This is a genomic window from Alkalihalobacillus sp. BA299 (assembly GCF_017745675.1).
Taxonomy (GTDB): domain Bacteria; phylum Bacillota; class Bacilli; order Bacillales; family Bacillaceae_F; genus Alkalihalobacterium.
In genome coordinates this window covers 1-25,316 of record NZ_JAFLJM010000024.1, presented here as the reverse complement: position 1 = coordinate 25,316, position 25,316 = coordinate 1, and the positions used below count along the sequence as shown (strand labels likewise).

Genomic DNA, 25,316 nt, shown 5'->3' with positions numbered 1-25,316 from the left:
TCAAGTCATCCTCATAACGCCTCTAATCTATTTAGCCATTAGATTCTGTTGTTTCAATATTTAAATTTAACTTCTCGTTCGCTTGTTCGTCTTCATCATCTAGCTCTCGCATTTCAATTTCTTCTTCGTTGCTAGATAACATTTTAACGTCCATTCCTAAACTTTGAAGCTCTTTAATTAATACTTTAAATGACTCTGGCACTCCCGGTTCTGGAACATTTTCACCTTTAACAATCGCTTCATATGTCTTCACACGTCCAACTACGTCATCCGACTTAACGGTTAAAATTTCTTGTAACGTATAAGCTGCACCGTATGCTTCAAGCGCCCATACCTCCATCTCACCGAAACGCTGTCCACCAAATTGAGCCTTACCACCTAGTGGTTGCTGAGTAACAAGAGAGTATGGTCCAGTAGATCGTGCATGCAGTTTATCGTCAACCATATGAGCCAGTTTAATCATATACATGATCCCTACAGATACACGATTATCAAGCGGTTCTCCTGTGCGTCCATCAAATAGAACCGTTTTTCCATCCCGAGCCATTCCTGCTTCTTCTAGTGTTTCCCAAACGTCTTCCTCTCGTGCCCCATCAAATACCGGCGAAGCGACATGGATTCCTAAGTACCTAGCTGCCATTCCTAAATGGAGCTCCAGCACTTGTCCGATGTTCATACGCGAAGGTACCCCTAAAGGATTTAACATAATATCGACTGGTGTGCCATCTGGTAAATAAGGCATATCTTCTTCAGGTAAAATTCTTGAAATTACCCCTTTATTACCATGTCGACCAGCCATTTTGTCCCCTTCATGGATTTTACGTTTTTGAACAATATATACTCTTACAAGCTGATTTACACCCGGAGGTAATTCGTCACCATCTTCACGATTGAAGATCTTAACATCAAGTACAATTCCGTCTCCTCCATGTGGTGCTCGAAGCGATGTATCGCGTACTTCTCGAGCTTTTTCACCGAAGATTGCATGTAAAAGTCTTTCTTCTGCTGTTAGCTCAGTTACCCCTTTAGGAGTGACTTTACCGACGAGAATATCGCCATCTTTTACTTCAGCACCGACACGAATAATTCCGCGTTCGTCAAGATTTTTTAACGCATCTTCACCAACGTTAGGTATATCGCGTGTAATTTCTTCAGGTCCAAGCTTTGTATCACGAGCCTCAGACTCATATTCTTCAATATGAACAGATGTATACACATCATCTTTAACTAAACGCTCGCTTAAAATAATCGCATCTTCATAGTTGTAACCTTCCCATGTCATGAATGCGACCATTACATTACGTCCTAAGGCCATCTCACCTAATTCCATTGAAGGACCGTCCGCAACAATCTCACGTTTTTCAACGATATTACCTTCTGCGACAATCGGAACCTGATTGTAGCAAGTTCCTTGGTTGGATCTTACAAACTTTTGAAGACGATACTTATCTAAGTCACCTTTGATTTCTTTACCATCGATATCTTCTAAACGACGAACCCACACTTCACGTGCAGTTACACGCTCTACAATTCCACGATGTTTAGCTACAATCGCTGCACCAGAGTCTTTTGCAGATACATGCTCCATTCCAGTACCAACAATCGGTGATTCCGGACGAAGTAATGGTACAGCTTGTCGTTGCATATTCGCTCCCATAAGCGCGCGGTTCGAGTCATCGTTTTCTAAGAACGGGATACAAGAAGTTGCGGCCGAAACAACCTGTTTTGGTGATACATCCATATAGTCAACGCGATCACGTGAAACGACGATGTTTTCCCCTTTAAAACGAGAAATAATATTTTCGTCAATAAACGATCCGTCTTCACCAAGCTTCATGTTTGCTTGGGCTACAATATAGTTATCTTCTTCATCGGCTGTTAAGTAATCGATTTGAGCCGTTACTTTTCCTGTTTCAGGATCGACTCGACGATAAGGTGTTTCCATAAACCCAAACTCATTTACTTTCGCGTAACTAGATAACGAGTTAATCAGTCCGATGTTTGGTCCCTCTGGCGTTTCAATTGGGCACATACGACCATAGTGGGAATAGTGAACGTCACGAACTTCAAATCCTGCACGTTCACGCGTTAAACCACCAGGTCCTAGTGCTGATAAACGACGCTTATGTGTAAGCTCAGCTAACGGATTCGTTTGATCCATGAACTGAGATAACTGTGAACTACCAAAGAACTCTTTAATTGAGGCAATAACAGGACGAATGTTAATTAGCGCTTGTGGCGTAATCATGTTCGGGTCCTGAATTGACATACGCTCACGCACCACTCTTTCCATTCTTGAAAGACCGATACGGAATTGATTTTGTAATAACTCACCTACAGATCTTAAACGACGGTTACCTAAATGATCGATATCATCTGTATCTCCAACACTATGCAGTAGGTTAAAGAAGTAATTAATAGATGCGATAATGTCAGCAGGTGTAATATGTTTCACACTTTGCTCAACCATACCATTTCCAATTACTTTAATCGTCTGTTCATTTTCTTGGTCATCTGGTGAATAGATTTGAATGGCTTGAAGTTGAACATCACCATCTTCTACAACACCTCCAGATACTCCAACTTGCTTAAACCCAACATTATTTTCCAAATACGGAATAATACGATCTAGTGTACGACGGTCTAATAATGTCCCTTCGTCCGCAATCACTTCTCCCGTTTCTGGGTCAATTAACGTTTCTGCTAAACGTTGATTGAATAAACGATTTTTTATATGAAGCTTTTTATTGATTTTGTAACGACCTACACTTGCTAAATCGTAGCGTTTAGGATCAAAAAATCTTGACTCTAATAAACTTTTTGCATTATCGACTGTCGGCGGTTCACCCGGACGTAAACGCTCATAAATTTCTAGTAAAGCTTTCTCAGTACCGTCCGTATTGTCTTTTTCTAATGTATTACGTAAATACTCATCTTCCCCTAAAAGGTCAATGATCTCTTGATCAGATCCAAAACCTAGCGCACGCAAAAGAACCGTAACAGGGATCTTCCTAGTACGATCTATTCTCACATACACAATATCTTTGGCATCTGTTTCAAGCTCTAACCATGCTCCACGGTTAGGAATAACAGTTGCAGTAAACCCTTTTTTCCCGTTCTTATCTATTTTTTCGCTATAATAAACACTTGGCGATCGAACAAGCTGGGAAACAATAACACGCTCTGCCCCATTAATAATGAACGTACCTGTTTCTGTCATTAATGGAAAATCACCCATAAACACTTCTTGCTCTTTAACTTCACCAGTTTCCTTATTAATTAGACGAACTTTCACACGCAAAGGAGCAGCATATGTAACATCTCGTTCTTTTGATTCATCTACTGGATATTTCGGTTCTCCAAGACTGTAGTCGATAAACTCTAAAACTAGATTTCCCGTAAAATCCTGAATCGGTGAGATGTCTTGAAACATTTCTCGCAAACCCTCATCAAGAAACCATTGATAAGAAGCTGTTTGAATTTCAATCAAGTTTGGTAATTCCAATACTTCTTTAATTCTCGCATAGCTTCTTCGTTGGCGGTGGCGTCCATACTGAACTAGTTGACCTGTCAACTGATTCACCCCTCAAATCTCGCTTATTATAATGTTTTTCGTACAATGGATTAAAACCCAATTGAACTAGAAAAGCAGTTGGATAATATTGTTATCAAAACTACTTCTTACCATTACGACGATTATATAAGTATAACCAAACTTCTCCATTTTATACAGCAATCCTCTATTGATTTTCTCTGTATAATGTGTCTGAAAATAGGCAGTTATACGCATTAAATAACAATAACACAATAGCCTATCATAGTCAATTTTTTTCTGCTCTTAAAATAAAATATCCTTTTTTCTTTACGACTATATCAACGTTTGCGTACAAGGTTTTCAACTTTTCAATCGCTGATGGAGCTCCTTGTTTCTTTTGGATAACGACCCAAAGCTGCCCACCAGCAACTAATTTAGAATAGGCAACTTCAAAAATTTCATGCACAGTCGACTTTCCTGCACGAATCGGAGGGTTTGTTAAAACGGCTGCAAAATCATTCTTCTCAATAGCATCAAACAAGTTACTTTGAACAATTTTGACATTTTCAATTTTATTTTGGATTGCATTTTCATTGGCTAACTCTACCGCTCTTTCATTTATATCAGCCATATGTACGGTCACTTCAGTATTTTCTTTAGCTAAAGCTAACCCAATCGGACCATATCCACAACCCATATCTAGTAGATCACCTTTCACTCGAGGCCATTCAAACACCTCTATTAATAAGCGACTGCCGAAGTCAACTTCACGCTTCGAGAAAACCCCTGCATCTGAAGTAAATGTTAACGTGTTTCCTCTTAAATCAAAACTAAATGTATTTCGGTTACTTTCTACCGTCGGTTTTTCTGAATAATAATGATTGGTCATTTTAATAACCCCACAATTTATAATTTACATCTTTTTATTTTAACAACAATTTTAGTTTTTTATGCTGATCGTTGTTTTAACAACATCAACACTTCGGTTTCACACTAGACACTACATTGGCCTAACCTTTAAACTACTTACCCCCTCCATCTTAACGGTAAACAAAAAGACCAGGTGTGGCTTCGCCTCACCCAGTCTTCTCATTTTAAATGAATTACTTAACTTCTACAGAAGCACCAGCATCTTCAAGTTTAGTTTTGATTTCTTCAGCTTCTTCTTTAGAAACGCCTTCCTTAATTGGAGCTGGAGCACCGTCAACCATACCTTTAGCTTCTTTTAAGCCAAGGCCAGTGATTTCACGTACAACTTTGATAACATTGATTTTAGATCCACCAGCACTTGTAAGAATAACGTCAAATTCAGTTTGTTCAGCAGCAGCGTCACCACCAGCAGCTGCACCAGCTACAGCTACAGGAGCAGCTGCAGTTACACCAAATTCTTCCTCGATTGCTTTTACTAAGTCGTTTAATTCTAAAACAGTCATTTCTTTGATTACTTCTAAGATTTGCTCTTTACTCATGATAAATCCTCCTAATCAGATCTTTAATATTTTTATCCGAAACTCAAACATCCGAAACAATTATGCACCTTGTTCTTCTTTTTGATCAGCAACAGCTTTTGTAGCCAATGCAAAGTTACGTACTGGAGCTTGAAGTACACTAAGCAACATAGAAAGTAAACCTTCGCGTGATGGAAGTTCCGCTAAAGCTTTAACTTCTTCAACAGTCGCAATACGACCTTCGATTACACCAGCTTTAATTTCAAGAGCATCATGCTCTTTAGCAAAATTGTTAATGATTTTCGCAGGCGCTACAACATCCTCAGTTCCAAAAGCAATAGCAGTTGGTCCAACTAGTTGTGCGTCTAACTCACTCATTTCTACTTCTGCTGTCGCACGACGTGCCATAGTATTCTTATATACTTTAAATTCAACGCCTGCTTCACGAAGTTGTTTACGAAGTTCTGTAACTTCAGCTACGTTTAATCCACGATAATCAACGATAACTGTAGATTTGCTATCACGAAGTTTATTCGCAATTTCAGTTACAACTTCTTGTTTTTTTGCAAGTACGCTCATTCTTACACCTCCTATGGTTTTTCATACCGTTCAGAAGCCAATATAAAAACCTCCGCATATAGACATACGGAGGTCATGTTAGTCATAAAAACTACATTAATGACAACCTCGGTAGGAAATTAAGCGATTGACGCACCTACTGTCTACGGTATGGAATGCTATTAACATTTTCAATTAATAGAACACTTAAAGAAGTATACTCTATTGATCGATTGTTGTCAACAAATTATTTTACAAGAGAACCTACGTTAACTTTCACACCAGGACCCATTGTAGATGCAACAGCAATATTCTTCATGTAAGTACCTTTTGCTGCAGCAGGTTTAACTTTAACTAAAGTATCAACAATTGTAGATAAGTTCTCAACTAGCTTGTTTGTTTCAAAAGAAACTTTACCAATTGGGCAATGGATATTTCCAGCTTTATCTACACGATACTCTACTTTACCAGCCTTAATTTCATTAACAGCTTTTTCTACTTCGAAAGTTACTGTTCCTGTTTTCGGGTTTGGCATTAAACCTTTTGGTCCTAATACGCGACCAAGCTTACCAACTTGACCCATCATGTCAGGAGTCGCAACGATTACATCAAACTCAAACCAACCTTGGTTGATTTTGTTAATGTAGTCCTCATCTCCAACATAATCAGCGCCAGCAGCTTCTGCTTCTTTCGCTTTTTCACCTTTAGCAAATACTAATACACGTTGAGTTTTACCTGTACCATTTGGTAGTACAACTGCTCCACGAATTTGTTGATCTGCTTTCTTAGGGTCTACGCCAAGACGAACAGCAATTTCAACTGTCTCATCAAACTTAGCAGTAGATGCCTTTTTTACAAGTTCAATTGCTTCTTCAGCAGAATATACTTGATCACGGTCTATTAACTTCGTAGCTTCTTGATATTTTTTTCCTCGTTTAGCCACTTTCTTTTCCTCCTCGTTTGTGGTTTTATCGGTAGTACCTCCCACTAATAAAGGTTGCGAACCTAACATATTGTTAGGTAAGGATTTCTCCTAATCGCAACCTCCTGCAACAAAAAACATTAGTCTTCAATAACGATTCCCATGCTTCTAGCTGTTCCTTCAACCATACGCATTGCTGCTTCTACATCAGCTGCGTTTAGATCAGGCATTTTTTGCTCAGCGATTTCACGTACTTTGTCACGCTTAACAGTTGCGACTTTTGTACGGTTTGGCTCACCAGAACCAGACTCAATTCCAGCTGCTTTCTTAAGAAGAACGGCAGCAGGCGGAGTTTTAGTGATAAATGTAAAAGAACGGTCTTCAAATACCGTAATTTCAACCGGAATGATTAAACCAGCTTGATCAGAAGTACGAGCATTGAATTCTTTACAGAAGCCCATAATGTTTACTCCAGCTTGTCCTAATGCAGGTCCAACTGGTGGTGCTGGGTTTGCTTTCCCTGCTGGGATTTGTAACTTAACCATTTTAATAACCTTTTTAGCCACGCGACACACCTCCTTAGTCCGTGATGTGGTAACCGGGTTTTACCCTCCCACTCATTGATTAGGAACACCCATTTACGAATACCCCCATCAAACATAACAATATTATCACTTTCAAAGTAAGATATCAAGTTCTTTTAAAAACTATTTATATCCAATTGAAATGACTTGCAATTAAACGCGCAAAAACATTCAAGCCCCTTAGAATGAGGGGCTTGTCGTTACATTACTTTTTCAACTTGAGTAAATTCTAACTCAACCGGGGTTTCACGACCGAACATATTAACATGGACTTTGATTTTGCGCTTGTCCGTTTGAATTTCTTCAATCGTCCCAATAAAATTAGCAAATGGCCCTTCTACAACTCTCACTGACTCTTTAATTTCAAAGTCAATATCAGCTCTAGGCTCTTCTACACCCATTTGCTTTAATATTCCTTCTACTTCCTCTGGTAACAAAGCAGTTGGTTTTGATCCAGCTCCTGCGGAACCAACGAAACCGGTTACTCCAGGTGTGTTTCGAACCACATACCATGAATCATCGGTCATCACCATTTCAACAAGTACATACCCTGGAAATACTTTTTTAGTTACAGATTTACTTTTTCCATTTTTGATCTCAGTTTCTTCCTCTACTGGAACCAAAACACGGAAAATTTTATCTGTCATATCCATTGTTTCTACTCGCATTTCCAGATTGGTTTTCACTTTGTTTTCATATCCAGAATACGTATGAACTACATACCAGTTTTTCTCCATACATCTTAGGACTATACTCGTCCTTCCCTCCTCTATGGATAAACTCCAAGACTAACTCCTATCACTCTTATCCTAGTATTAAACGGAGCAAACTTGAAATCCCTAGGTCAACTATTGCAAAAAAGACCGAAACAAAAGCGACTGTTCCAAGAACGACTAACGTATAGCGTGTCAACTCTTTGCGTGTCGGCCAAGTCACCCGTTTCAATTCAGACATTACTTCACGAAAAAATTTCAAAATGCTTTTTCTCTCACGGTCAGCCAATCATGACACCTCCAGCACCCATCATTGAGTAAGCAACCATTTATTAATCCATAAAAAAGAACAGCGAAGACTCCCCGCTTAGCCTCTTAAGCTAGACAATAAAAAAGACCGCTATCTTTTTATTTTGTTTCTTGGTGAAGTGTGTGTGTTTTACATGTTTTGCAAAACTTCTTCATTTCAATGCGGACCGCTTGATTTTCCATATTCTTTTCGGTTCTATAGTTTCTTGACTTACACTCTGAACAGGCTAGTACAGCTTTTCTCCGCATCGAGCACCTCCGAAAAAAACAATTAAGAAATGCTTACATTCTTTTAAACTCTATCATAATGGATAGTTAGTGTCAATAAAGCAATTGGGGGTCCATTTCCATTATGTACAACAAGCTAAAAAAATAAACATAAGGGTGACTCATCCAGATTACCACTTCACAAATTCTTAATGGAAGGGTGTACAACTCGTTCTGAGACAACCTTATGCAAAAGGTTTATAACCAATATTTGCGCTTTCAAAATGGAGTGCTTGTCCAAAATCTAAGCTTCTAACTAACCTTTATAAACTAATACCTTTTAATTCTACGTATCGTTCTAACTTTCGTTTAACCCGTTGTAACGCGTTATCTATCGATTTAACATGCCGATTTAGATCAGCGGAGATTTCTTGATACGAACGTCCATCTAAATACAACATCAGGACTTTTCGCTCTAGTTCACTTAAAATCTCGCCCATTTTTAATTCGATGTCATCGAATTCTTCTTGATTAATGAGCAATTCTTCTGGATCAGTCACTCGAGTTCCGCAAATGACATCAAGGAGAGTTCTATCGGATTCTTCATCATACAACGGTTTATCTAGGGACACATACGAGTTAAGTGGAATGTGTTTTTGACGGGTAGCTGTTTTAATAGCTGTAATGATTTGTCTTGTAATGCAAAGTTCAGCAAACGCTTTAAAAGAAGAGAGTTTGTCCTCTTTATAGTCACGGATGGCTTTATATAATCCAATCATACCTTCTTGCACGATATCTTCGTGATCAGCACCAATTAAAAAATAGGATCGCGCTTTAGCTCGAACAAAGTTCTTATATTTATTGATTAAATACTCTAAAGCAGCACTATCTCCCTCTCTTACCTTTTCCACTAATAATTCATCTTCAGTTTGTCCTATATTGGGGTGTATCGTCTCCTTGATCTGCATACTCACATAAATCCCTCCGACCATGACTGATGTATAGATATAAAATTATTATATAGTACCTTTTTTGGAAGCGTCAACCACTCAAGAGCTACCTCGACGCCATCTTTCAAAAATTTCTGCCATTTCTTTAGAAAGTGAAATTTTTGTCGAAGAGGTTGGTTTTCGATGATTTTCGACAGCCTTTTTTATGCCTTTTTCTGCCGTTTCTAATTCAATAAGAAGTTCACGGGCAGATTTTCTTAAAGCACCACTACCAAAAATAACCGACTGTTCTGTAAAGTCTGATGTTGCCACATAAATACGGGTTACTACATTTTTTAGTTCTTTTACGAGTTTTTCAATTCGTTCATCTGCCGTCTCATTTTCACGTGTATAAATTACTTGGATACGATAGTTTCTATACTTTTTACCAACACCAGGAACCATATGAGCATCAAATACTAGCATGACTTTTATTCCAGTGTACGCTTGGTATTCAGCCATCTTCTCAATTAAACGATCTCTGGCCAGATTTAAGTCTTGGTCCTTTAATTCTCTTAGCTCAGGCCATGCTCCAATGATATTATAGCCATCCACTAATAAAATATCTTTCATTTTAGCCCCTACCTATAGGGCTACGCTGACGATAAACTTCATACATTAAAAGACTTGCAGCTACTGATGCATTTAACGATGTAACTTGGCCAACCATCGGTATTCTGACGAGGAAATCACACTTTTCTTTTATAAGACGACTGATCCCTTTCCCTTCACTACCGATCACTAAACCAATTGACATATTAAAGTTTGCTTGCCTATAGTCTTCTGTTCCTTTTGCATCAGTACCCGCAAACCACAGGCCTTCCTTCTTTAACTCATCCATCGTTCGTGCCAAATTTGTAACCCTTACAACAGGAACATGTTGAATCGCACCTGTTGAAGCTTTAGCAACCGCTTGCGTTAGTCCGACTGCTCTTCGCTTAGGAATGATAACACCGTGAGCCCCAACTGCGTCCGCTGTCCGCAAAATAGATCCTAAATTATGTGGGTCTTCCACTTCATCAAGCACTAAAAAGAATGGCTCCTCATTACGTTCGTTTGCCACGGCGAACAAATCTTCCATCTCTGCATATTGATATGCAGCAATAGAAGCGACTACTCCTTGATGATGGCTTGAGTCTACGAGCTGTTCGAGCTTTCGTTTTGGTACATGTTGAACGATAACACCATTTTCTTTTGCGAGTTGAAGTACTTTTGCTACTTGTCCTTTTTGAGTACCTTCGCCAATCCATATTTTATTAATAGGGTGGGACGCTTTTAACGCTTCAATGACTGGATTTTTTCCCATAATAAATTCTACTTCTTTGCTCATGACCGAACTAGCCCTCTCTTTCTATTAAAAGAAACATCCTTTGTATAATTTCATCTAAACGCCCTTTGTTATCCAATAGATAATGATAGCCAAGCAATGCTTCAAATGCAGTACTATACCGATACGTATTATGATCTGTATTTTTAGGGATTGTGCCTGATTTAGCATTACGCCCCCTCATAATGACACTATGCTCCTCATCCGTGAAAAAGCCTTCTTCTAGTAATACCCTGATTACCCTAGCTTGAGCCTTTGCTGAAACATAGCGAGTTGCTTCATGGTGTAGTTTATTTGGCCTTGTTTTTCCAGTCGCTATTAAGTGATAGCGTACATAGGTATCTAAAATAGCATCACCCATGTACGCTAATGCTAAGGCATTTAATTGTTTTGCATCCACAATGCTATTACTTATCTTCATTTAGTTACGTCCTTTTCCAACGAACACCTTGTGGAGTATCTTCGAGGATGATTCCTTTTGCTTTTAAATCATCTCTAATTTGGTCGGCTAATGCAAAATCACGGTTCTTTCTAGCGTTCGTTCGCTCTTCAATTAATTGTTCAATTTCTTCATCTAGTAACTCTTGTTTCACTTCTAGTTTGATCCCTAGTACAGAACCTAATTCAATCAATTGCTTATAAAAAGCTTCTAACACCGCTTTAGAAGTCTGGTCTTCACGTAAATAGACATTAGCTTCTTTAGCTAAATCAAATAAGACGGAAATCGCGTTAGCTGTATTAAAGTCATCATCCATTTCTTTGACAAAGCGCTCTTTATAGCTACTAACTTTTTCAACCCATCCATCCACTTCTTTACCTAAGTCAGCACTTTCTGTTAAGCGATGTTGTAGGTTTTCAACAGTCGTTTGGAGACGCTCCAAACCATTTTTGGCACTTTGTAGTAATTCACTACTAAAATTAATCGGACTTCGATAGTGAGCAAGTAACATAAAGAAGCGTACGACATCTGGCGAATGTTGTTGAATAATGTCATGGACCAAAACAAAATTTCCGAGTGATTTCGACATTTTTTCGTTGTCTATTTTAATATAACCATTGTGAATCCAATAATTGGCCATCGTTTTACCTGTTAAAGCTTCTGATTGAGCAATTTCATTCTCGTGATGAGGGAAGGTTAAATCCTGTCCTCCAGCATGGATATCAATCGTTTCTCCTAAATATTTTTTCACCATTGCTGAGCATTCAATATGCCAACCAGGCCTCCCTTTGCCCCACGGACTATCCCAGGAGATTTCATCCGCTTTTTCTGCCTTCCAAAGAGCGAAGTCTAATGGATCTTCTTTCTCAAAACCAACTTCAATTCTAGCTCCTGACTGAAGATCTTCAATCGACTGATCGGAAAGCTTTCCATACTCAGCAAATTTTCTAGTCCGATAATAAACATCCCCATTCACTTCATACGCAAAGCCTTTATCAATCAGTGCTGTTATAAAATCTATAATTTCCGGAATCGTTTCTGTTACTCGCGGATGATGATCTGCTTTTTCTACACCTAATGCACATGTATCTTCGTGGTAGGCATTAATAAATCGTTCAGCAATCGTTGGTACATCTTCACCTAACTCTTTAGCTGCACGTATTAGTTTGTCGTCAACATCAGTAAAATTTGAAATAAAAGTCACTTCATAGCCACGGTATTGAAAATATCGACGAACGACATCAAACACAATCGCAGGTCTCGCGTTTCCGATGTGAATGTAATTATAAACCGTTGGTCCACAAACATACATTTTCACTTTTCCTTCTTCAATTGGAACAAACGGCTCTTTTTTTCTGGTTAGGGTATTATATAAAGTAATTGCCATTTGGCATCAACTCCTAATTTTTAAGCATTTATTTAAGTAGTTTATTCTTTACCCGCTGTTTGTTTACTCTTGTAAAACTCGATCTCTGTGCGGAGCGCATTTATTTGATCTTCTAATTCACGAAATTTATCCGAAATGGGATCTGGTAAATTATGATGATCTAAATTACCTTGTACTTTTACCCCATCTTGGAGTACGACTTTCCCTGGAATGCCAACAACAGTAGAATTTTTTGGCACTTCTTTTAATACAACTGATCCTGCTCCAATTCTTGAGTTTTCCCCAATTGTAAAAGAGCCGAGTATTTTAGCTCCTGATGCAATTAATACGTTATCTTCAATCGTTGGGTGACGCTTCCCTTTTTCTTTCCCAGTTCCACCTAACGTCACACCTTGATAAATCGTTACATTATCCCCGATTTCACACGTTTCTCCAATGACTACACCCATACCGTGATCAATAAATAATCGTTGACCAATTTTAGCTCCAGGGTGAATTTCAATTCCCGTAATAAAGCGGCTTACTTGTGATATAAAACGTGCAATAAAGTATAGTTTTCTTTTCCAAAACCAATGCGCAAGTCGATGCGACCAAATCGCATGAACCCCTGAATACGTAAAAATAACTTCTAACCGACTTCGCGCTGCTGGATCTTGATCAAAGACGACATCAATATCATTTTTTAATGTTTGAAAAATCTTTCTCATACTTACCTCCCCCATTGCCTTGTTTAAATTATTTTTATAAATAAGCATAAAAAAAGCGTCCTTGTGCATTCGCACAGAGACGCTTGTGGGCGCGGTTCCACTCTGTTTAAGCAATATATAGATGATTGCTTCTCCTCTTCTACGATAACGGTGTAACCGCTCCTACCTACTAAAACGTTCAATAAGAGACTCTAAGGCGCAACTTCAGAACCACTGATCTTAAACCACTTTCAGCCATGGTGGTTCTCTCTGAAAAGACAGCCCTGTTCTTACTCTACCTTATCTTCGTTTTGACTATCATTTTATTGTAACGCTTGTTTTAAACGCTCAATTACTAGCTCTTTTCCTAAAAGTTCAAGTGTGTCTGGTAAATCACGACCATGCGTTTGCCCAGTTGTCGCCACACGAATTGGCATAAATAATTTCTTACCTTTTTGACCCGTTGCCTTTTGTGTAGCTTTTGTTGCATTTTTGATAGATTCTGCAGTAAAAACATCTGTTTGTTCGAGCTCATTCATAAACTGATGTAATACTTCAGGCACTTGTTCTTCTGCAAGAATTTCGTTTGCTTCTTCATTATAATCGATTTCCGTTTTGAAAAACAACTCTGTAAGTTCAACGATTTCTGCTCCGTAAGACATTTGCTCTTGATACAAGCCAATCAATCGCTTGGCCCAGTCTTTTTGCTCAGCAGTCATATTTTCTGGAATTCTTCCTGCACGAACTAAATGCGGTAATGCTAACTCAACAACACGATCTAAATCGGCTTCTTTCATGTATTGATTGTTCATCCATGCTAATTTATCAGTATCAAATACAGCTGGCGCTTTGGCAACTCTCTCTAGACTAAACTGTTCGATCAACTCCGCTTTTGTAAACACTTCTTCTTCTCCAACGGGTGACCACCCTAAAAGTACTAAGAAGTTAATAATCGCTTCAGGAAGGTACCCTAGATCTCGATATTGCTCTACAAACTGAATAATCGACTCGTCACGCTTACTCATCTTTTGACGATCTGGATTTAAAATAAGCGATGCATGAGCAAATTTAGGCACTTCCCAACCAAACGCTTCATACAACATCGCTTGTCGCGGTGTGTTTGACAAATGCTCTTCCCCACGAATGATGTGAGTAATCTTCATGAGGTGATCATCTACCACTACTGCAAAGTTATACATTGGAATTCCGTCTTTTCTTGCAATGACAAAGTCACCAATTCCATCGGACTCAAAATGAACTTCACCACGAACCGCATCATCAATAACGTACGTCTTAGCTTCTGGGACCCGAAAACGCACAACCGGTTTTAGTCCTTTTTCTTCATATGCTTTTCGCTGTTCTACTGTTAAATCTCGATCTCTGCCACTATATTTTGGATTTTCCCCTCGTGCTATTTGTGCTTCACGCTCAGCTTCAAGCTCCTCTTCGGTCATATAACAGTAGTACGCCTTCTTTTCATCGATTAACTGTTGGATATATTGCTTATAAATATCTAATCGCTCCATACAGCTGTACGGTCCGTATTCACCACCGATATCTATACTTTCATCCCAATCGATTTGGAGCCATTTTAAACTATCTAACAATTTCTCTTTTGCATTTTCAACGTTACGCGCTTGGTCTGTATCTTCAATCCGTAAAATAAATTTGCCGCCTTGATTTCTAGCATATAAATAATTGAAAAGAGCTGACCTCGCTCCACCGATATGTAAATGCCCTGTTGGACTCGGGGCAAATCGTACTCTTACTTCATTTGACATAATGACACCTTCCATTCTATCGTTTCGCATAATCTTTTCTGTATCATATTATTACGAACTGAGGCTGTTCGGTCAAGCCTGGTTTAATAAAATAACGGCTTGGGCTGCAATACCTTCTCCTCTTCCAGTAAATCCTAGCTTCTCAGTCGTTGTCGCTTTCACATTCACTTGATCTACTTTTCCCTCTAGTAAATACGCGATTCGTTCTCTCATCTGCGAGATGTATGGCGCCATCTTCGGTTGCTGAGCGATGATCGTACAATCTACATTACCTAACGAATACCCTTTTTCCTTAACGATCTTCCACACATGCTCAAGAAGCTTAGCCGAATTAGCATCTTTAAATGCAGGGTCTGTATCCGGAAAATGCTTCCCGATATCTCCTTCACCAATTGCCCCAAGAGCTGCATCTGCAATTGTATGTAATAAAACATCAGCATCAGAATGCCCGAGTAACCCTTTTTCATATTCAATTTCAATTCCACCCACGATAAGTGGCCGCCCCTCTACTAACTGATGTACATCAAAGCCTTGTCCAATTCTAAACATCATGCCATCCCCTTTCGACTAGCTAAAATCGCTTCTGCAAATAATAGATCTTCAGGTGTTGTTAGCTTCATATTTAAATAATCACCTTCAATAATGGCTACATCTTCATTGATATTCTCAACTAAGCTTGCATCATCTGTTCCTAAAAAGCCCTGTTGTTTTGCCGTATCATGAGCATTTTTTATAATCGACAGACGAAAAGCTTGTGGGGTTTGGACTGCCCACAAGCTTGAACGCTCCATCGTTTTCTCGACTTTGCTTTCAGTAACTTTTTTAATCGTATCTTTTACAGGTACAGCTAAGACAGCTGCACCTGTTTCATTTGCAGAAAGTACAAGTTCGTGAATTTTAGCTTCCTGAATAAAAGGTCTAGCCCCATCATGAACGAGAACGATTGTGTCATCTTTTACAACTTCTAATCCATTAGCTACACTATATTGTCTTTCTGAACCACCAATGACAAAATGTTTTATCTTTTGAAGGCGATATTTACTAACTAAATTCATCATTGTATTTTTCTCTTCTTCATTAATGACAAGGATGATTTCTTTACACCAATGATCTTTTTCAAAAATAAGCAATGTATGAATAATTAAGGGAATACTAGATAATTGCAAAAATTGTTTGTTCTTCCCTGCTTTCATGCGTTTACCTTGCCCTGCAGCAGGTATAATTACTGAATAGTTCATGATCTCCTCACCACTATATCTGATCTTTTTCTACAAATGGTTATTCGTATTATAATGCTTTTTCGAGTAATTTCGGTTTGGCAAAAATCATTCGCCCTGCACTCGTCTGAAGAACACTTGTAACGATCACATCTATTTGTTTACCAATATAATCACGGCCACCTTCGACAACAATCATCGTCCCATCATCTAAATAAGCGACACCTTGATTATGTTCTTTCCCGTCCTTAATCACTTGCACATTAAGTTCTTCACCAGGAAGTACAACTGGTTTAACCGCGTTGGCTAAATCATTAATATTTAATACTGGAACACCTTGAAGCTCACAAACTTTATTTAGATTAAAATCATTCGTTACAACGATCCCCGATAGCAATTTTGCTAACTTTACCAACTTGCTATCAACCTCATGAATCTCATCAAAGTCACCTTCGTAGATTTCAACTTTAATCGGCAATTCTTTTTGGATTTTGTTAAGAATATCCAATCCACGTCGACCTCGGTTTCGTTTTAGCACATCTGATGAGTCCGCAATATGTTGTAATTCTTCTAGTACAAATTCAGGAATAATTAGTGTTCCTTCTAGAAATCCTGTTTTACAAATGTCGGCAATCCGTCCATCAATAATAACACTTGTATCTAGTAACTTTAATTTTGAACCACTTTGTTCCTTTTCTGCATCTCCATCTTTCTTTTTATCCTTACGTTGAGCAGCAGAGAAAAGATTGATAAGTTCATCACGCTTCTTAAACCCAATTTGAAATCCAAAATAACCAAGAAAAAATGTAATAAATATCGGTAATACTGAACTGATTACAGGTACTTTAATAGCGTCAATCGGAATACCAATTAAATAGGCAACAATTAGACCGACAATTAGTCCCATTGTTCCAAAAAGCACATCGGTTATTGGGGCTTTGACAATCGATTCCTCCATTAACCTCATCAACCCCACAATATAATCAGCTAACCAAAAAGTAGTAAGATAAAAAATAATTGCTCCAAAAACAGCTCCAGCATAAGAACTCATTACCCAAGACGGTAGTTCACCTAAATTAAGAATTTCTATTAGATCAGGAATAAATAGAAACCCTAAAGTACCACCTATTAGAACAAAAAATAGTTGAACTATTCGTTTTAGCATGATTTCACCTCCTTTTATTATTATAGACAAACTTTTTCTTTTGAAACGTGAGATTATTTATTTTCCACAAAATCACATATTAATTTCTCAACGTTTTCAATAAACCATTTACAATTAACCGTATCAGATGCCACTGATTAATGTCAAACCAAAACTACTAATTATATAATTTATTAATAAATTCGTCAATGTTTTACACAAATCTTTTTTTATTGTCGAATGTTTATTAAATGTGTCGATCAATAAATAATTGTTCCTGAATGCGGTTTAACCCCTGTTTAATCATCTTCGCCCGGGCTTCCCCAATTCCTTCAACCTCGTCTAACTCCTTAATAGACGCCACCATAATATGACTTAAATTACCGTAGGTTTCTATTAAATTTTCAATGACTAATGAAGGCAGTCTTGGGATTTTGTAAAGGATTCTATACCCTCTTGGACAAACCGTTTGTTCTTGAATATTAAAATTTTTCGAGTAGCCTAGTAATTTAACAACAAGCTGTTCGTCTAGCAACTCTTCGTTCGAAAGCTTCTGTAATTCTCTTAAAGTTTCAAATGCATCTTGTGATCGCTCTTTAACATAGTCTTTGATTAAAAGAATCGCTTCTTTTTCAATATTTGCAACAAGCTCATTTAACTGCATCGTAATTAATCGTCCTTCACTACCAAGCTCATTCACATAGTTTAAAATCTCGCTCTTTATTCGCAAAACCATCTGAACGCGATGTATAACTTGGAAAACTTCTTGAAAAGTTACAAGCTCTTCAAACTCTAGTGCACCTAAATTCGTAATCCCTTGGTCTAGTACTGTTTTATATTTCTCTAACGTTTGAATTGCTTGATTAGCTTTTGTCAAAATAACCCCAATATCTCTAAGTGAGTAGCGGTGTTCACCTTGATACAGAGTAATAACGTTTCGGCGTTGAGAGATAGATACCACTAAATTTCCAGTTTGTTTGGCTACTCGCTCTGCTGTCCGGTGCCGGATCCCAGTTTCATTGGACGAAATAGAGTTATTTGGATTTAACTGTGTATTGGAATATAAAATTCGCTTTCCATCTTCACTTAAGATAATAGCCCCGTCCATTTTAGCAAGCTCATATAGATACGCCGGTGAAAATTCACAATCGATAAAAAAACCTCCATCAACGATGTTTTGCATTTCAGCATTGTAACCTAAAACAATTAACCCACCAGTATTGGCTCGGAGTACATTATCGATGCCTTCTCTTAATGGTGTTCCTGGAGCCACTAGCTTTAATACATCTGTAATAAAATTACCTTTTTTCCGTTCTTCCATCAGTTTTATCCTCCTAGTGCAACATCTAAAGCGTCTTCAAGCGTTTCCACACCAATCACTTGAATGTTTTTTGGGATAGTCCAACCCCCAATATTTTTTTGAGGGATAATGGCTCGTTTAAAACCAAGCTTTGCCGCTTCATTGATTCGTTGCTCAATTCGAGCTACTCGTCTAACTTCACCGGTTAAGCCAACTTCACCAATCATGACATCAGTCGGTTCAGTTGTTTGGTTTCTAAAGCTTGACGCGATACTAAGAGCAATCGCTAAATCGATCGCTGGTTCATCCAAACGAACGCCACCTGCAACATTTAAATACGCATCTTGATTTTGCAAAAGTAAGCCTACCCGCTTTTCGAGTACGGCCATTAGTAATGAAACACGATTATGGTCAATACCTGTAGCCATTCTTCTCGGATTACCAAAGCTAGTAGGAGAAACGAGAGCTTGAATTTCAACTAACACGGGCCTTGTGCCTTCCATTGATGCAACAACAGTGGACCCAGCTGCACCTTCTGTTCGTTCTTCTAAAAAAATTTCAGACGGGTTAATGACTTCTTCTAAGCCGCCTTCCTTCATTTCAAATATACCAATTTCATTCGTTGAACCAAACCGATTTTTTACCGCCCTTAATATGCGATACGTATGATGTCTTTCCCCTTCAAAGTAAAGAACGGAATCCACCATATGTTCTAATAATTTAGGTCCAGCAATCGAGCCTTGTTTCGTGACGTGCCCTACGATAAAAATAGCAATTCCTTTTGTTTTCGCAATTCGCATAAATGCCGCCGTACATTCCCTAACTTGTGAAACACTCCCTGGTGCCGATGTGACATCCTGTTGAAAGACGGTTTGTATGGAATCAATCACAACAAGAGTTGGTTGAATATCGTTAATCGCCTTTTCAATATAATCAACGTCCGTTTCAGAAAGGACGTATAGTTGGTCAGCTAACACTCCTAAACGATCAGCTCTGAGCTTCGTTTGTTTCATCGATTCTTCACCTGAAATATATAACACTTTATAGGCGTTTTTCGCCAACTGGAACGAAAGCTGTAATAATATAGTGGACTTTCCAATCCCAGGATCCCCTCCCACTAATACGAGTGAGCCTGGTACAATCCCTCCACCTAAAACACGATTTAACTCTTTCATTTCCGTACTAATTCTTTCTTCGAGTTCATTTTCTACTTTGGTTATCGGCTGTGGTTTCATCGACGTTTCTGACCGTTCTCCTGTCACAAAGCTTCTCCCTTTGGCCGCTGTTTCAATAAATTCTTCAACCATTGAATTCCAACTTTGGCACCCTGGACATTTACCCATCCACTTTGTCGATTCATACCCACATTCTTGACAAACAAACTTCGTTTTCTTTTTCGCCATTCTGTTCCCCTCTTTATAACCTACTCTTATTGTAATTGTATCATGAATGGTTTTTAGAAAAACATGATTTGATTAAAAAAGAACTGAAGGAGAAACCTCCCCCAGTTCTGGACCTTTCTGAACTATCGCTTGATCTCCTGCTTAAACTTGAGCGTTTTCTCTCGTTTCAACAATCAGTTCATTATCTTTCACGTCGATAATTGCTTTTTGTCCTTTTTTGATCGTTCCTTTTAACAACTCTTCGGATAGACGATCTTCTACTTGTTTTTGTAGCGCTCGGCGAAGTGGACGTGCTCCGTATTCAGGATCGAACCCTTCATCGGAAATTTTGTCTTTTGCAGCCTCTGTCAATTCAAATTGAATTCCTTGTTCTGCTAGACGCTTTTCTAACTGTTCTGCCATTAAACTAATAATTTCACGGATGTGTTTCTTTTCAAGAGAGTGGAAGACAATGATTTCATCGATACGGTTTAAAAATTCTGGACGGAAGCTATTTTTAAGCTCAGCCATCACTTTACCTTTCATATCTTTATAATTTTGGTCTTCACTGTCAACTGTAAACCCTAATGATTTATTTCTACGTAGGGTGCTAGCACCAACGTTTGACGTCATGATGACAGCTGTATTTCTGAAGTCTACCGTACGTCCTTTAGAATCCGTTAAGCGGCCATCTTCTAAAACTTGCAGTAGAATATTAAAGACTTCAGGGTGTGCCTTTTCAATCTCATCAAGGAGGATAACAGAGTATGGGTTGCGACGAACTTTTTCCGTTAATTGTCCACCCTCATCATGCCCAACATAACCTGGAGGCGAACCAACTAACCGGCTTGTCGCGTGTTTTTCCATGTATTCGGACATGTCAATGCGAATAAATGCATCTTCATCGCCGAATAAAGTTTCTGCTACAGCACGAGCAAGTTCTGTTTTACCGACACCTGTTGGTCCTAAGAAAATAAATGATCCAATTGGACGTTTCGGATCTTTTAAACCTGCACGTGCACGACGAACTGCTTTTGAAATTGCTTTTACTGCTTCTTCTTGACCAATGACACGTTGGTGAAGAATTTCTTCCATTCGAAGAAGGCGATCCGTTTCCTCTTCTACTAATCTTGATACAGGAATTCCTGTCCAGCTCGTAACGACTTGCGCAATATCCTCAACTGTAACTTCTGTATTCTCTTGTCCTTGTTTCTTTTTCCACTCATTTTTCATGGAATCAAGTTCTTCTCGTAAACGTTGCTCTGAGTCACGTAAAGAAGCTGCTTTCTCAAACTCTTGACTTTGCACCGCTGCATCTTTTTCTTTTCGAGTTTCTTCGAGTCTTCCTTCAAGCTCCTTTAAATTTGGTGGTGCTGTATAAGAACGTAGGCGCACTCTTGAAGCTGCTTCATCAATCAAGTCAATCGCTTTATCTGGTAAAAAACGATCGGATATATAGCGGTCTGAAAGCTTTACTGCCTCTTCAATCGCAGCGTCTGTAATCGTCACACGGTGATGCGCTTCATAACGATCTCGTAATCCTTTTAAAATTTGAATCGATTCGTCATTCGTCGGCTCATTAACTTGAATCGGTTGGAAACGACGCTCTAAAGCAGCATCCTTTTCAATGTATTTACGATACTCATCTAATGTTGTTGCACCAATACATTGTAGTTCACCACGAGCAAGCGATGGCTTTAAGATATTTGAAGCATCAATTGCACCTTCAGCACCACCTGCACCAATGAGTGTATGGAGCTCATCTATAAATAAGATTACATTTCCTGCTTGACGAATTTCATCCATTACTTTTTTCAAGCGATCTTCAAACTCACCACGATATTTAGTCCCTGCTACTACAGTTCCCATATCTAATGTCATTACGCGCTTATTACGTAGCGTTTCTGGAACTTCATTATTAATAATAGCTTGAGCTAGCCCTTCTGCAATCGCCGTTTTACCAACACCTGGCTCACCAATAAGAACAGGATTATTTTTCGTACGACGACTTAAGACTTGAATTACACGTTCAATTTCTTTACTTCGACCGATTACTGGGTCAAGTCCTTCTTCTTTTGCAATTGCTGTTAAATCGCGTGCTAGACTATCTAAGGTTGGTGTATTCGCATGGGCCGTGGCTCCAGATTGCTGATTACCACCCGATGCTTCACTACTTCCAAGCAATTGAAGTACTTGCTGACGAGCTTTATTCAAGCTAACCCCTAAGTTGTTTAAAACTCGAGCTGCTACTCCTTCACCTTCACGAATTAAACCTAATAGAATATGCTCAGTTCCTACGTAAGAGTGCCCTAACTTTCTAGCTTCATCCATAGAGAGCTCTATTACTTTTTTCGCCCTTGGAGTATAGTGGATCGTCTTAGTCCCTTCTTGACCTGTACCAATTAATGTTTCTACTTCATTTTGAATTTTATCTGAGCCTAACCCTAACGCTTGAAGAGCTTTAGCTGCAATTCCTTCACCTTCACGAATAAGACCTAGTAGAATATGCTCAGTACCAATATTATTATGACCTAATCGGATTGCTTCTTCTTGTGCTAACGCCAATACTTTTTGTGCTCTTTCTGTAAATCTTCCAAACATCATATTCATCCACCTCCAAGATTATTTCTGCTCGTCTTCAAGTTTAAGACGTTCTCTAATTAGTGCTGCTCTTCGCTCATCTCTCTGATTTGGAGAGAGCGTTTCCCCGGCGAACTGCTGTAAAAATCCTGGTTGCGTTAAAATCATAAGTTCATTAAGGATATTACCTGAAATACCATGAATTAAACCTAAATCAATCCCTAAGCGCACTTCAGATAATCGTTGTGCCGCTTCCTTTGATTCAATAATTCTACTGTTAGATAAAATTCCGAAAGAACGGAACACACGATCTTCTAATTGAATTTTAGAGGACTGTATAAGCATCTCTCTCGCTGCACGTTCCTGTTGAATTAATTGCATTACCACCCCACGTAAGTCCTCTACGATATCTTGTTCAGACTTTCCAAGTGTCATTTGGTTAGAAACTTGAAATAAATTTCCTAGCGCTTCACTACCTTCTCCATAAATTCCTCGGACGACAAGTCCAAGTTGATTAATCGCCGGTAGTATTTTCGTCAATTGCTGTATCATCACTAATGCAGGAAGATGCATCATAACGGATGCTCGTAAACCTGTTCCTACGTTGGTTGGACAACTTGTTAAGTAGCCTCTTTTTTCGTCGAAAGCATACGTTAATTTTTCTTCAATCCAATCATCTAGTCCACTCGCTAACACGAGCCCCTCATTTAACTGAAAACCAGAAAACAAACATTGGATACGTAGGTGATCTTCTTCGTTGATCATAATACTGACCGACTCTTGCTCACTCAATAGAACAGCACCATGCTTTGATTCTTCTGATAAATGAGGACTGATTAAATGCTTTTCAACTAATACTTTCTTAACATTTCCTTTTAAATCATCCATATGAAGCAATTCAAGTGGCCCTATCGAATAATATGGACTTTTCATTAAATTTGAACTAATGTGGTTAACAATTAACTTCGCTTCCTCCATAGTTGCTAAAATGGGGAACGTAAAGTCTCTTAGGTTTCTAGCTAATCTTATTCGGCTACTCAACACAATATCCGAATCTGGGCCATCTTTTTTCATCCAAGGACTAATCGCTTCACTAATAAATCGTTCAAGTGACATTATTACTCCTCCCCTTGGTTGAATATCGATTTTTCTAAAGAACGGATTTGGTCTCTTACCTGAGCAGCTTCCTCAAATTCTTCTCTAACAATGTGTTGTTGCAACGCTTCTTTTAAGGAATTTATTTTCCTGCGAACTTCAATCGTACCCCCAATTCGTTTAGGTACTTTCCCTGAATGTGTATGATTACCACTATGAACTTTTTTTAATATAGGATCCAGCTTATCACTAAAGGTTTCGTAACATTTGGCACAGCCAAATCGACCTGTTCGTACAAATTGTTCATATGACATCTTACACTGCTCACAAGTAACTGCCCTGTTTGAGGTAAATCCTGCTGGTTGGCCTTTTGAAATCGGTTGCTCAAAGTTTAATAAACCAGATAATAGTTGGTGAATGGAAAAGCTGTTTGACCCAGGAAAATACTCTCCTTTTTCTTTTGCACAATGTTCACAGATATGAAATTCTGTTTTTTCACCGTTAATAATTTTGGTGAAGTGTAAAGTGGCAGGACGTTGATTACACTCCTGACAAATCATAGGATCACCTCTCCCTTTAAAACATTGAGTACAGACTTGTTGAAAAAGAAAATATAACTGAGTTATTCTTGATATTTTAATGTTTGGAGCATTGATTTAAGGACATTTGCTCGAATAAAATCACGCAGTAAAGGATTAGTTGAATGGAATAATGAGCGGTCGATGACACTTAACATTAAGTTAGCTTCGCGCTTGGATACCGCCCCTTCTTCGTATAATCTTGAAATAATATCTTCAGCATTGGTTTGGCTAATCTGCTCGCCGATAAGCTGAATCATTTGTTCGAAGAGGTCCGCTTGGTTGTGTGCTTTTACTTTTATTATTCGAATGTAGCCGCCGCCACCTCGTTTACTTTCAACAATATACCCTTTTTCAACCGTAAAACGTGTACTGATGACATAGTTGATTTGAGACGGTACACATTGAAATCGCTTAGCGAGCTCACTTCGTTTAATTTCTATTAGCTCTCCATCACTTTTTGTTAAAATGCTTTTTAAATACTGCTCAATAATATCTGAGATGTTCCTCATCCACGCCCCCCTCCTTGACTTTGACTATCTTTGACTATCTTTATTATAAAAAAAATATCTAAGAGTTGCAAACACATACACCTAATATTATGGCCCAATTTTTTTGTTTCATTCGATTTATGTATGTTAAGAATATTTCTAGATAAACACCGAAAATTCCTCTTTTATCTATAGATAAAAAATAGCACCATTATTAAAAATCATGCGTGTGGCCTTAGCAGGTGTCTCAACCATACTTTCTATCCAATATATACTTGAACTTTGTTTATCTGTGATTAGTTACTTTTTAGAAGTTTATCCATACGTCTTGTATGAAGTTCGTGTTCCTCAGACCGGAAGTTTGCCGCCCGCTTCCTTCAGATCCTACGTCACCACAGGCACCCTTGCGTTAAGCTACTGCTACTTCTGCCTTCACAGTTCGGGACTTTCACCCTATAGATTGCACCCATGCTGGGCCGCACCCAAAAAAAAGCACAACCCTCATGGGTTGTGCTTGGTGCCTAGCGACGTCCTACTCTCACAGGGGGAAGCCCCCAACTACCATCGGCGCTGAAGAGCTTAACTTCCGTGTTCGGCATGGGAACGGGTGTGGCCTCTTCGCTATCGCCACTAGACTCTACGGA

At 38.7% G+C, this 25,316-nt stretch carries 25 protein-coding genes, 1 rRNA gene and 2 other annotated features; all 26 genes read right to left on the bottom strand.

Going from position 1 to position 25,316, the window contains the following annotated elements:
- Nucleotides 1-31: 31 nt before the first annotated feature.
- Nucleotides 32-3,574, bottom strand: a complete 3,543-nt coding sequence (gene rpoB, locus J0N78_RS22325) for a DNA-directed RNA polymerase subunit beta (protein ID WP_209125311.1) — start codon at nucleotides 3,572-3,574, stop codon at nucleotides 32-34.
- Nucleotides 3,575-3,821: 247 nt separating this feature from the next.
- Nucleotides 3,822-4,424 (bottom strand): class I SAM-dependent methyltransferase, encoded by a 603-nt coding sequence (locus J0N78_RS22320; protein WP_209125310.1) that lies wholly within the window; start codon nucleotides 4,422-4,424, stop codon nucleotides 3,822-3,824.
- A 214-nt stretch (nucleotides 4,425-4,638) separates the two neighbouring features.
- The gene (rplL, locus tag J0N78_RS22315; RefSeq protein WP_209125309.1) at nucleotides 4,639-5,004 is read right to left on the bottom strand and encodes a 50S ribosomal protein L7/L12; all 366 of its coding nucleotides are present in this window, start codon (nucleotides 5,002-5,004) and stop codon (nucleotides 4,639-4,641) included.
- Nucleotides 5,005-5,064: 60 nt separating this feature from the next.
- The gene (gene rplJ, locus J0N78_RS22310) at nucleotides 5,065-5,562 is read right to left on the bottom strand and encodes a 50S ribosomal protein L10 (RefSeq protein WP_209125308.1); all 498 of its coding nucleotides are present in this window, start codon (nucleotides 5,560-5,562) and stop codon (nucleotides 5,065-5,067) included.
- A gap of 34 nt (nucleotides 5,563-5,596) precedes the next feature.
- Nucleotides 5,597-5,729: a sequence feature (ribosomal protein L10 leader region), on the bottom strand.
- Nucleotides 5,730-5,788: 59 nt separating this feature from the next.
- Complete coding sequence (gene rplA / locus J0N78_RS22305; protein ID WP_307794992.1) at nucleotides 5,789-6,529, bottom strand: 50S ribosomal protein L1; 741 nt, start codon at nucleotides 6,527-6,529, stop codon at nucleotides 5,789-5,791.
- 74 nt (nucleotides 6,530-6,603) lie between these two features.
- Entirely contained in the window at nucleotides 6,604-7,029 is a 426-nt protein-coding gene (gene rplK, locus J0N78_RS22300) for a 50S ribosomal protein L11 (RefSeq protein WP_139313924.1), read from the bottom strand.
- A 218-nt stretch (nucleotides 7,030-7,247) separates the two neighbouring features.
- On the bottom strand, nucleotides 7,248-7,784 hold the full coding sequence (gene nusG / locus J0N78_RS22295) for a transcription termination/antitermination protein NusG (protein ID WP_209125306.1): 537 nt from the start codon (nucleotides 7,782-7,784) through the stop codon (nucleotides 7,248-7,250).
- Nucleotides 7,785-7,851: 67 nt separating this feature from the next.
- Complete coding sequence (secE, locus tag J0N78_RS22290) at nucleotides 7,852-8,049, bottom strand: preprotein translocase subunit SecE (protein ID WP_209125305.1); 198 nt, start codon at nucleotides 8,047-8,049, stop codon at nucleotides 7,852-7,854.
- A gap of 119 nt (nucleotides 8,050-8,168) precedes the next feature.
- Entirely contained in the window at nucleotides 8,169-8,318 is a 150-nt protein-coding gene (gene rpmG / locus J0N78_RS22285) for a 50S ribosomal protein L33 (protein WP_209125304.1), read from the bottom strand.
- Between the two features lie 281 nt (nucleotides 8,319-8,599).
- A complete protein-coding gene (sigH, locus tag J0N78_RS22280) occupies nucleotides 8,600-9,244 on the bottom strand; it encodes an RNA polymerase sporulation sigma factor SigH (RefSeq protein ID WP_209125353.1) in 645 nt (214 codons plus the stop codon).
- Between the two features lie 81 nt (nucleotides 9,245-9,325).
- A complete protein-coding gene (locus tag J0N78_RS22275) occupies nucleotides 9,326-9,838 on the bottom strand; it encodes an NYN domain-containing protein (RefSeq protein ID WP_209125303.1) in 513 nt (170 codons plus the stop codon).
- Between the two features lies 1 nt (nucleotide 9,839).
- A complete protein-coding gene (gene rlmB / locus J0N78_RS22270; protein WP_209125302.1) occupies nucleotides 9,840-10,595 on the bottom strand; it encodes a 23S rRNA (guanosine(2251)-2'-O)-methyltransferase RlmB in 756 nt (251 codons plus the stop codon).
- A 7-nt stretch (nucleotides 10,596-10,602) separates the two neighbouring features.
- Complete coding sequence (locus J0N78_RS22265; RefSeq protein ID WP_209125352.1) at nucleotides 10,603-10,995, bottom strand: Mini-ribonuclease 3; 393 nt, start codon at nucleotides 10,993-10,995, stop codon at nucleotides 10,603-10,605.
- A 22-nt stretch (nucleotides 10,996-11,017) separates the two neighbouring features.
- Nucleotides 11,018-12,418, bottom strand: coding sequence for a cysteine--tRNA ligase (cysS, locus tag J0N78_RS22260; RefSeq protein ID WP_209125301.1), 1,401 nt, complete (start codon nucleotides 12,416-12,418; stop codon nucleotides 11,018-11,020).
- 41 nt (nucleotides 12,419-12,459) lie between these two features.
- Nucleotides 12,460-13,116 (bottom strand): serine O-acetyltransferase, encoded by a 657-nt coding sequence (gene cysE, locus J0N78_RS22255; protein WP_209125351.1) that lies wholly within the window; start codon nucleotides 13,114-13,116, stop codon nucleotides 12,460-12,462.
- Nucleotides 13,117-13,197: 81 nt separating this feature from the next.
- Nucleotides 13,198-13,420 (bottom strand) — a binding site (T-box leader).
- 7 nt (nucleotides 13,421-13,427) lie between these two features.
- Nucleotides 13,428-14,885, bottom strand: coding sequence for a glutamate--tRNA ligase (gene gltX, locus J0N78_RS22250; RefSeq protein WP_209125300.1), 1,458 nt, complete (start codon nucleotides 14,883-14,885; stop codon nucleotides 13,428-13,430).
- A gap of 72 nt (nucleotides 14,886-14,957) precedes the next feature.
- Nucleotides 14,958-15,434 carry a 2-C-methyl-D-erythritol 2,4-cyclodiphosphate synthase gene (gene ispF / locus J0N78_RS22245; RefSeq protein ID WP_209125299.1) on the bottom strand — a complete coding sequence of 159 codons (477 nt, stop codon included), beginning with the start codon at nucleotides 15,432-15,434 and terminating at the stop codon, nucleotides 14,958-14,960.
- Entirely contained in the window at nucleotides 15,434-16,123 is a 690-nt protein-coding gene (gene ispD, locus J0N78_RS22240) for a 2-C-methyl-D-erythritol 4-phosphate cytidylyltransferase (protein ID WP_209125298.1), read from the bottom strand. The genes ispF and ispD overlap by 1 nt, the downstream gene beginning before the upstream one ends.
- A 49-nt stretch (nucleotides 16,124-16,172) precedes the next feature.
- On the bottom strand, nucleotides 16,173-17,267 hold the full coding sequence (locus J0N78_RS22235; protein ID WP_209125297.1) for a PIN/TRAM domain-containing protein: 1,095 nt from the start codon (nucleotides 17,265-17,267) through the stop codon (nucleotides 16,173-16,175).
- Nucleotides 17,268-17,493: 226 nt separating this feature from the next.
- Nucleotides 17,494-18,567, bottom strand: a complete 1,074-nt coding sequence (gene disA / locus J0N78_RS22230; RefSeq protein ID WP_209125296.1) for a DNA integrity scanning diadenylate cyclase DisA — start codon at nucleotides 18,565-18,567, stop codon at nucleotides 17,494-17,496.
- Between the two features lie 5 nt (nucleotides 18,568-18,572).
- Nucleotides 18,573-19,949 carry a DNA repair protein RadA gene (radA, locus tag J0N78_RS22225; RefSeq protein ID WP_209125295.1) on the bottom strand — a complete coding sequence of 459 codons (1,377 nt, stop codon included), beginning with the start codon at nucleotides 19,947-19,949 and terminating at the stop codon, nucleotides 18,573-18,575.
- 141 nt (nucleotides 19,950-20,090) lie between these two features.
- A complete protein-coding gene (gene clpC / locus J0N78_RS22220; protein WP_209125294.1) occupies nucleotides 20,091-22,532 on the bottom strand; it encodes an ATP-dependent protease ATP-binding subunit ClpC in 2,442 nt (813 codons plus the stop codon).
- A gap of 18 nt (nucleotides 22,533-22,550) precedes the next feature.
- On the bottom strand, nucleotides 22,551-23,624 hold the full coding sequence (gene mcsB, locus J0N78_RS22215; RefSeq protein WP_209125293.1) for a protein-arginine kinase McsB: 1,074 nt from the start codon (nucleotides 23,622-23,624) through the stop codon (nucleotides 22,551-22,553).
- A 2-nt stretch (nucleotides 23,625-23,626) separates the two neighbouring features.
- Nucleotides 23,627-24,163 carry a protein-arginine kinase activator protein McsA gene (mcsA, locus tag J0N78_RS22210; protein ID WP_209125292.1) on the bottom strand — a complete coding sequence of 179 codons (537 nt, stop codon included), beginning with the start codon at nucleotides 24,161-24,163 and terminating at the stop codon, nucleotides 23,627-23,629.
- A gap of 62 nt (nucleotides 24,164-24,225) precedes the next feature.
- On the bottom strand, nucleotides 24,226-24,693 hold the full coding sequence (locus J0N78_RS22205; RefSeq protein WP_209125291.1) for a CtsR family transcriptional regulator: 468 nt from the start codon (nucleotides 24,691-24,693) through the stop codon (nucleotides 24,226-24,228).
- A gap of 498 nt (nucleotides 24,694-25,191) precedes the next feature.
- Nucleotides 25,192-25,307: ribosomal RNA gene (rrf, locus tag J0N78_RS22200) — 5S ribosomal RNA — on the bottom strand.
- Nucleotides 25,308-25,316: the final 9 nt, after the last annotated feature.

What these genes read in the sequence shown, in the direction of transcription:
- J0N78_RS22320 (WP_209125310.1), bottom strand. Translation starts at nt 4,424, where the DNA reads ATGACCAATCATTATTATTCAGAAAAACCGACGGTAGAAAGTAACCGA.
- sigH (WP_209125353.1), bottom strand. Translation starts at nt 9,244, where the DNA reads ATGCAGATCAAGGAGACGATACACCCCAATATAGGACAAACTGAAGAT.
- rplL (WP_209125309.1), bottom strand. Translation starts at nt 5,004, where the DNA reads ATGAGTAAAGAGCAAATCTTAGAAGTAATCAAAGAAATGACTGTTTTA.
- J0N78_RS22275 (WP_209125303.1), bottom strand. Translation starts at nt 9,838, where the DNA reads ATGAAAGATATTTTATTAGTGGATGGCTATAATATCATTGGAGCATGG.
- nusG (WP_209125306.1), bottom strand. Translation starts at nt 7,784, where the DNA reads ATGGAGAAAAACTGGTATGTAGTTCATACGTATTCTGGATATGAAAAC.
- rpmG (WP_209125304.1), bottom strand. Translation starts at nt 8,318, where the DNA reads ATGCGGAGAAAAGCTGTACTAGCCTGTTCAGAGTGTAAGTCAAGAAAC.
- gltX (WP_209125300.1), bottom strand. Translation starts at nt 14,885, where the DNA reads ATGTCAAATGAAGTAAGAGTACGATTTGCCCCGAGTCCAACAGGGCAT.
- J0N78_RS22235 (WP_209125297.1), bottom strand. Translation starts at nt 17,267, where the DNA reads ATGCTAAAACGAATAGTTCAACTATTTTTTGTTCTAATAGGTGGTACT.
- rplJ (WP_209125308.1), bottom strand. Translation starts at nt 5,562, where the DNA reads ATGAGCGTACTTGCAAAAAAACAAGAAGTTGTAACTGAAATTGCGAAT.
- ispD (WP_209125298.1), bottom strand. Translation starts at nt 16,123, where the DNA reads ATGAACTATTCAGTAATTATACCTGCTGCAGGGCAAGGTAAACGCATG.
- J0N78_RS22205 (WP_209125291.1), bottom strand. Translation starts at nt 24,693, where the DNA reads ATGAGGAACATCTCAGATATTATTGAGCAGTATTTAAAAAGCATTTTA.
- mcsB (WP_209125293.1), bottom strand. Translation starts at nt 23,624, where the DNA reads ATGTCACTTGAACGATTTATTAGTGAAGCGATTAGTCCTTGGATGAAA.
- ispF (WP_209125299.1), bottom strand. Translation starts at nt 15,434, where the DNA reads ATGTTTAGAATTGGACAAGGCTTTGATGTACATCAGTTAGTAGAGGGG.
- cysS (WP_209125301.1), bottom strand. Translation starts at nt 12,418, where the DNA reads ATGGCAATTACTTTATATAATACCCTAACCAGAAAAAAAGAGCCGTTT.
- rlmB (WP_209125302.1), bottom strand. Translation starts at nt 10,595, where the DNA reads ATGAGCAAAGAAGTAGAATTTATTATGGGAAAAAATCCAGTCATTGAA.
- clpC (WP_209125294.1), bottom strand. Translation starts at nt 22,532, where the DNA reads ATGATGTTTGGAAGATTTACAGAAAGAGCACAAAAAGTATTGGCGTTA.
- disA (WP_209125296.1), bottom strand. Translation starts at nt 18,567, where the DNA reads ATGGAAGAACGGAAAAAAGGTAATTTTATTACAGATGTATTAAAGCTA.
- mcsA (WP_209125292.1), bottom strand. Translation starts at nt 24,163, where the DNA reads ATGATTTGTCAGGAGTGTAATCAACGTCCTGCCACTTTACACTTCACC.
- radA (WP_209125295.1), bottom strand. Translation starts at nt 19,949, where the DNA reads ATGGCGAAAAAGAAAACGAAGTTTGTTTGTCAAGAATGTGGGTATGAA.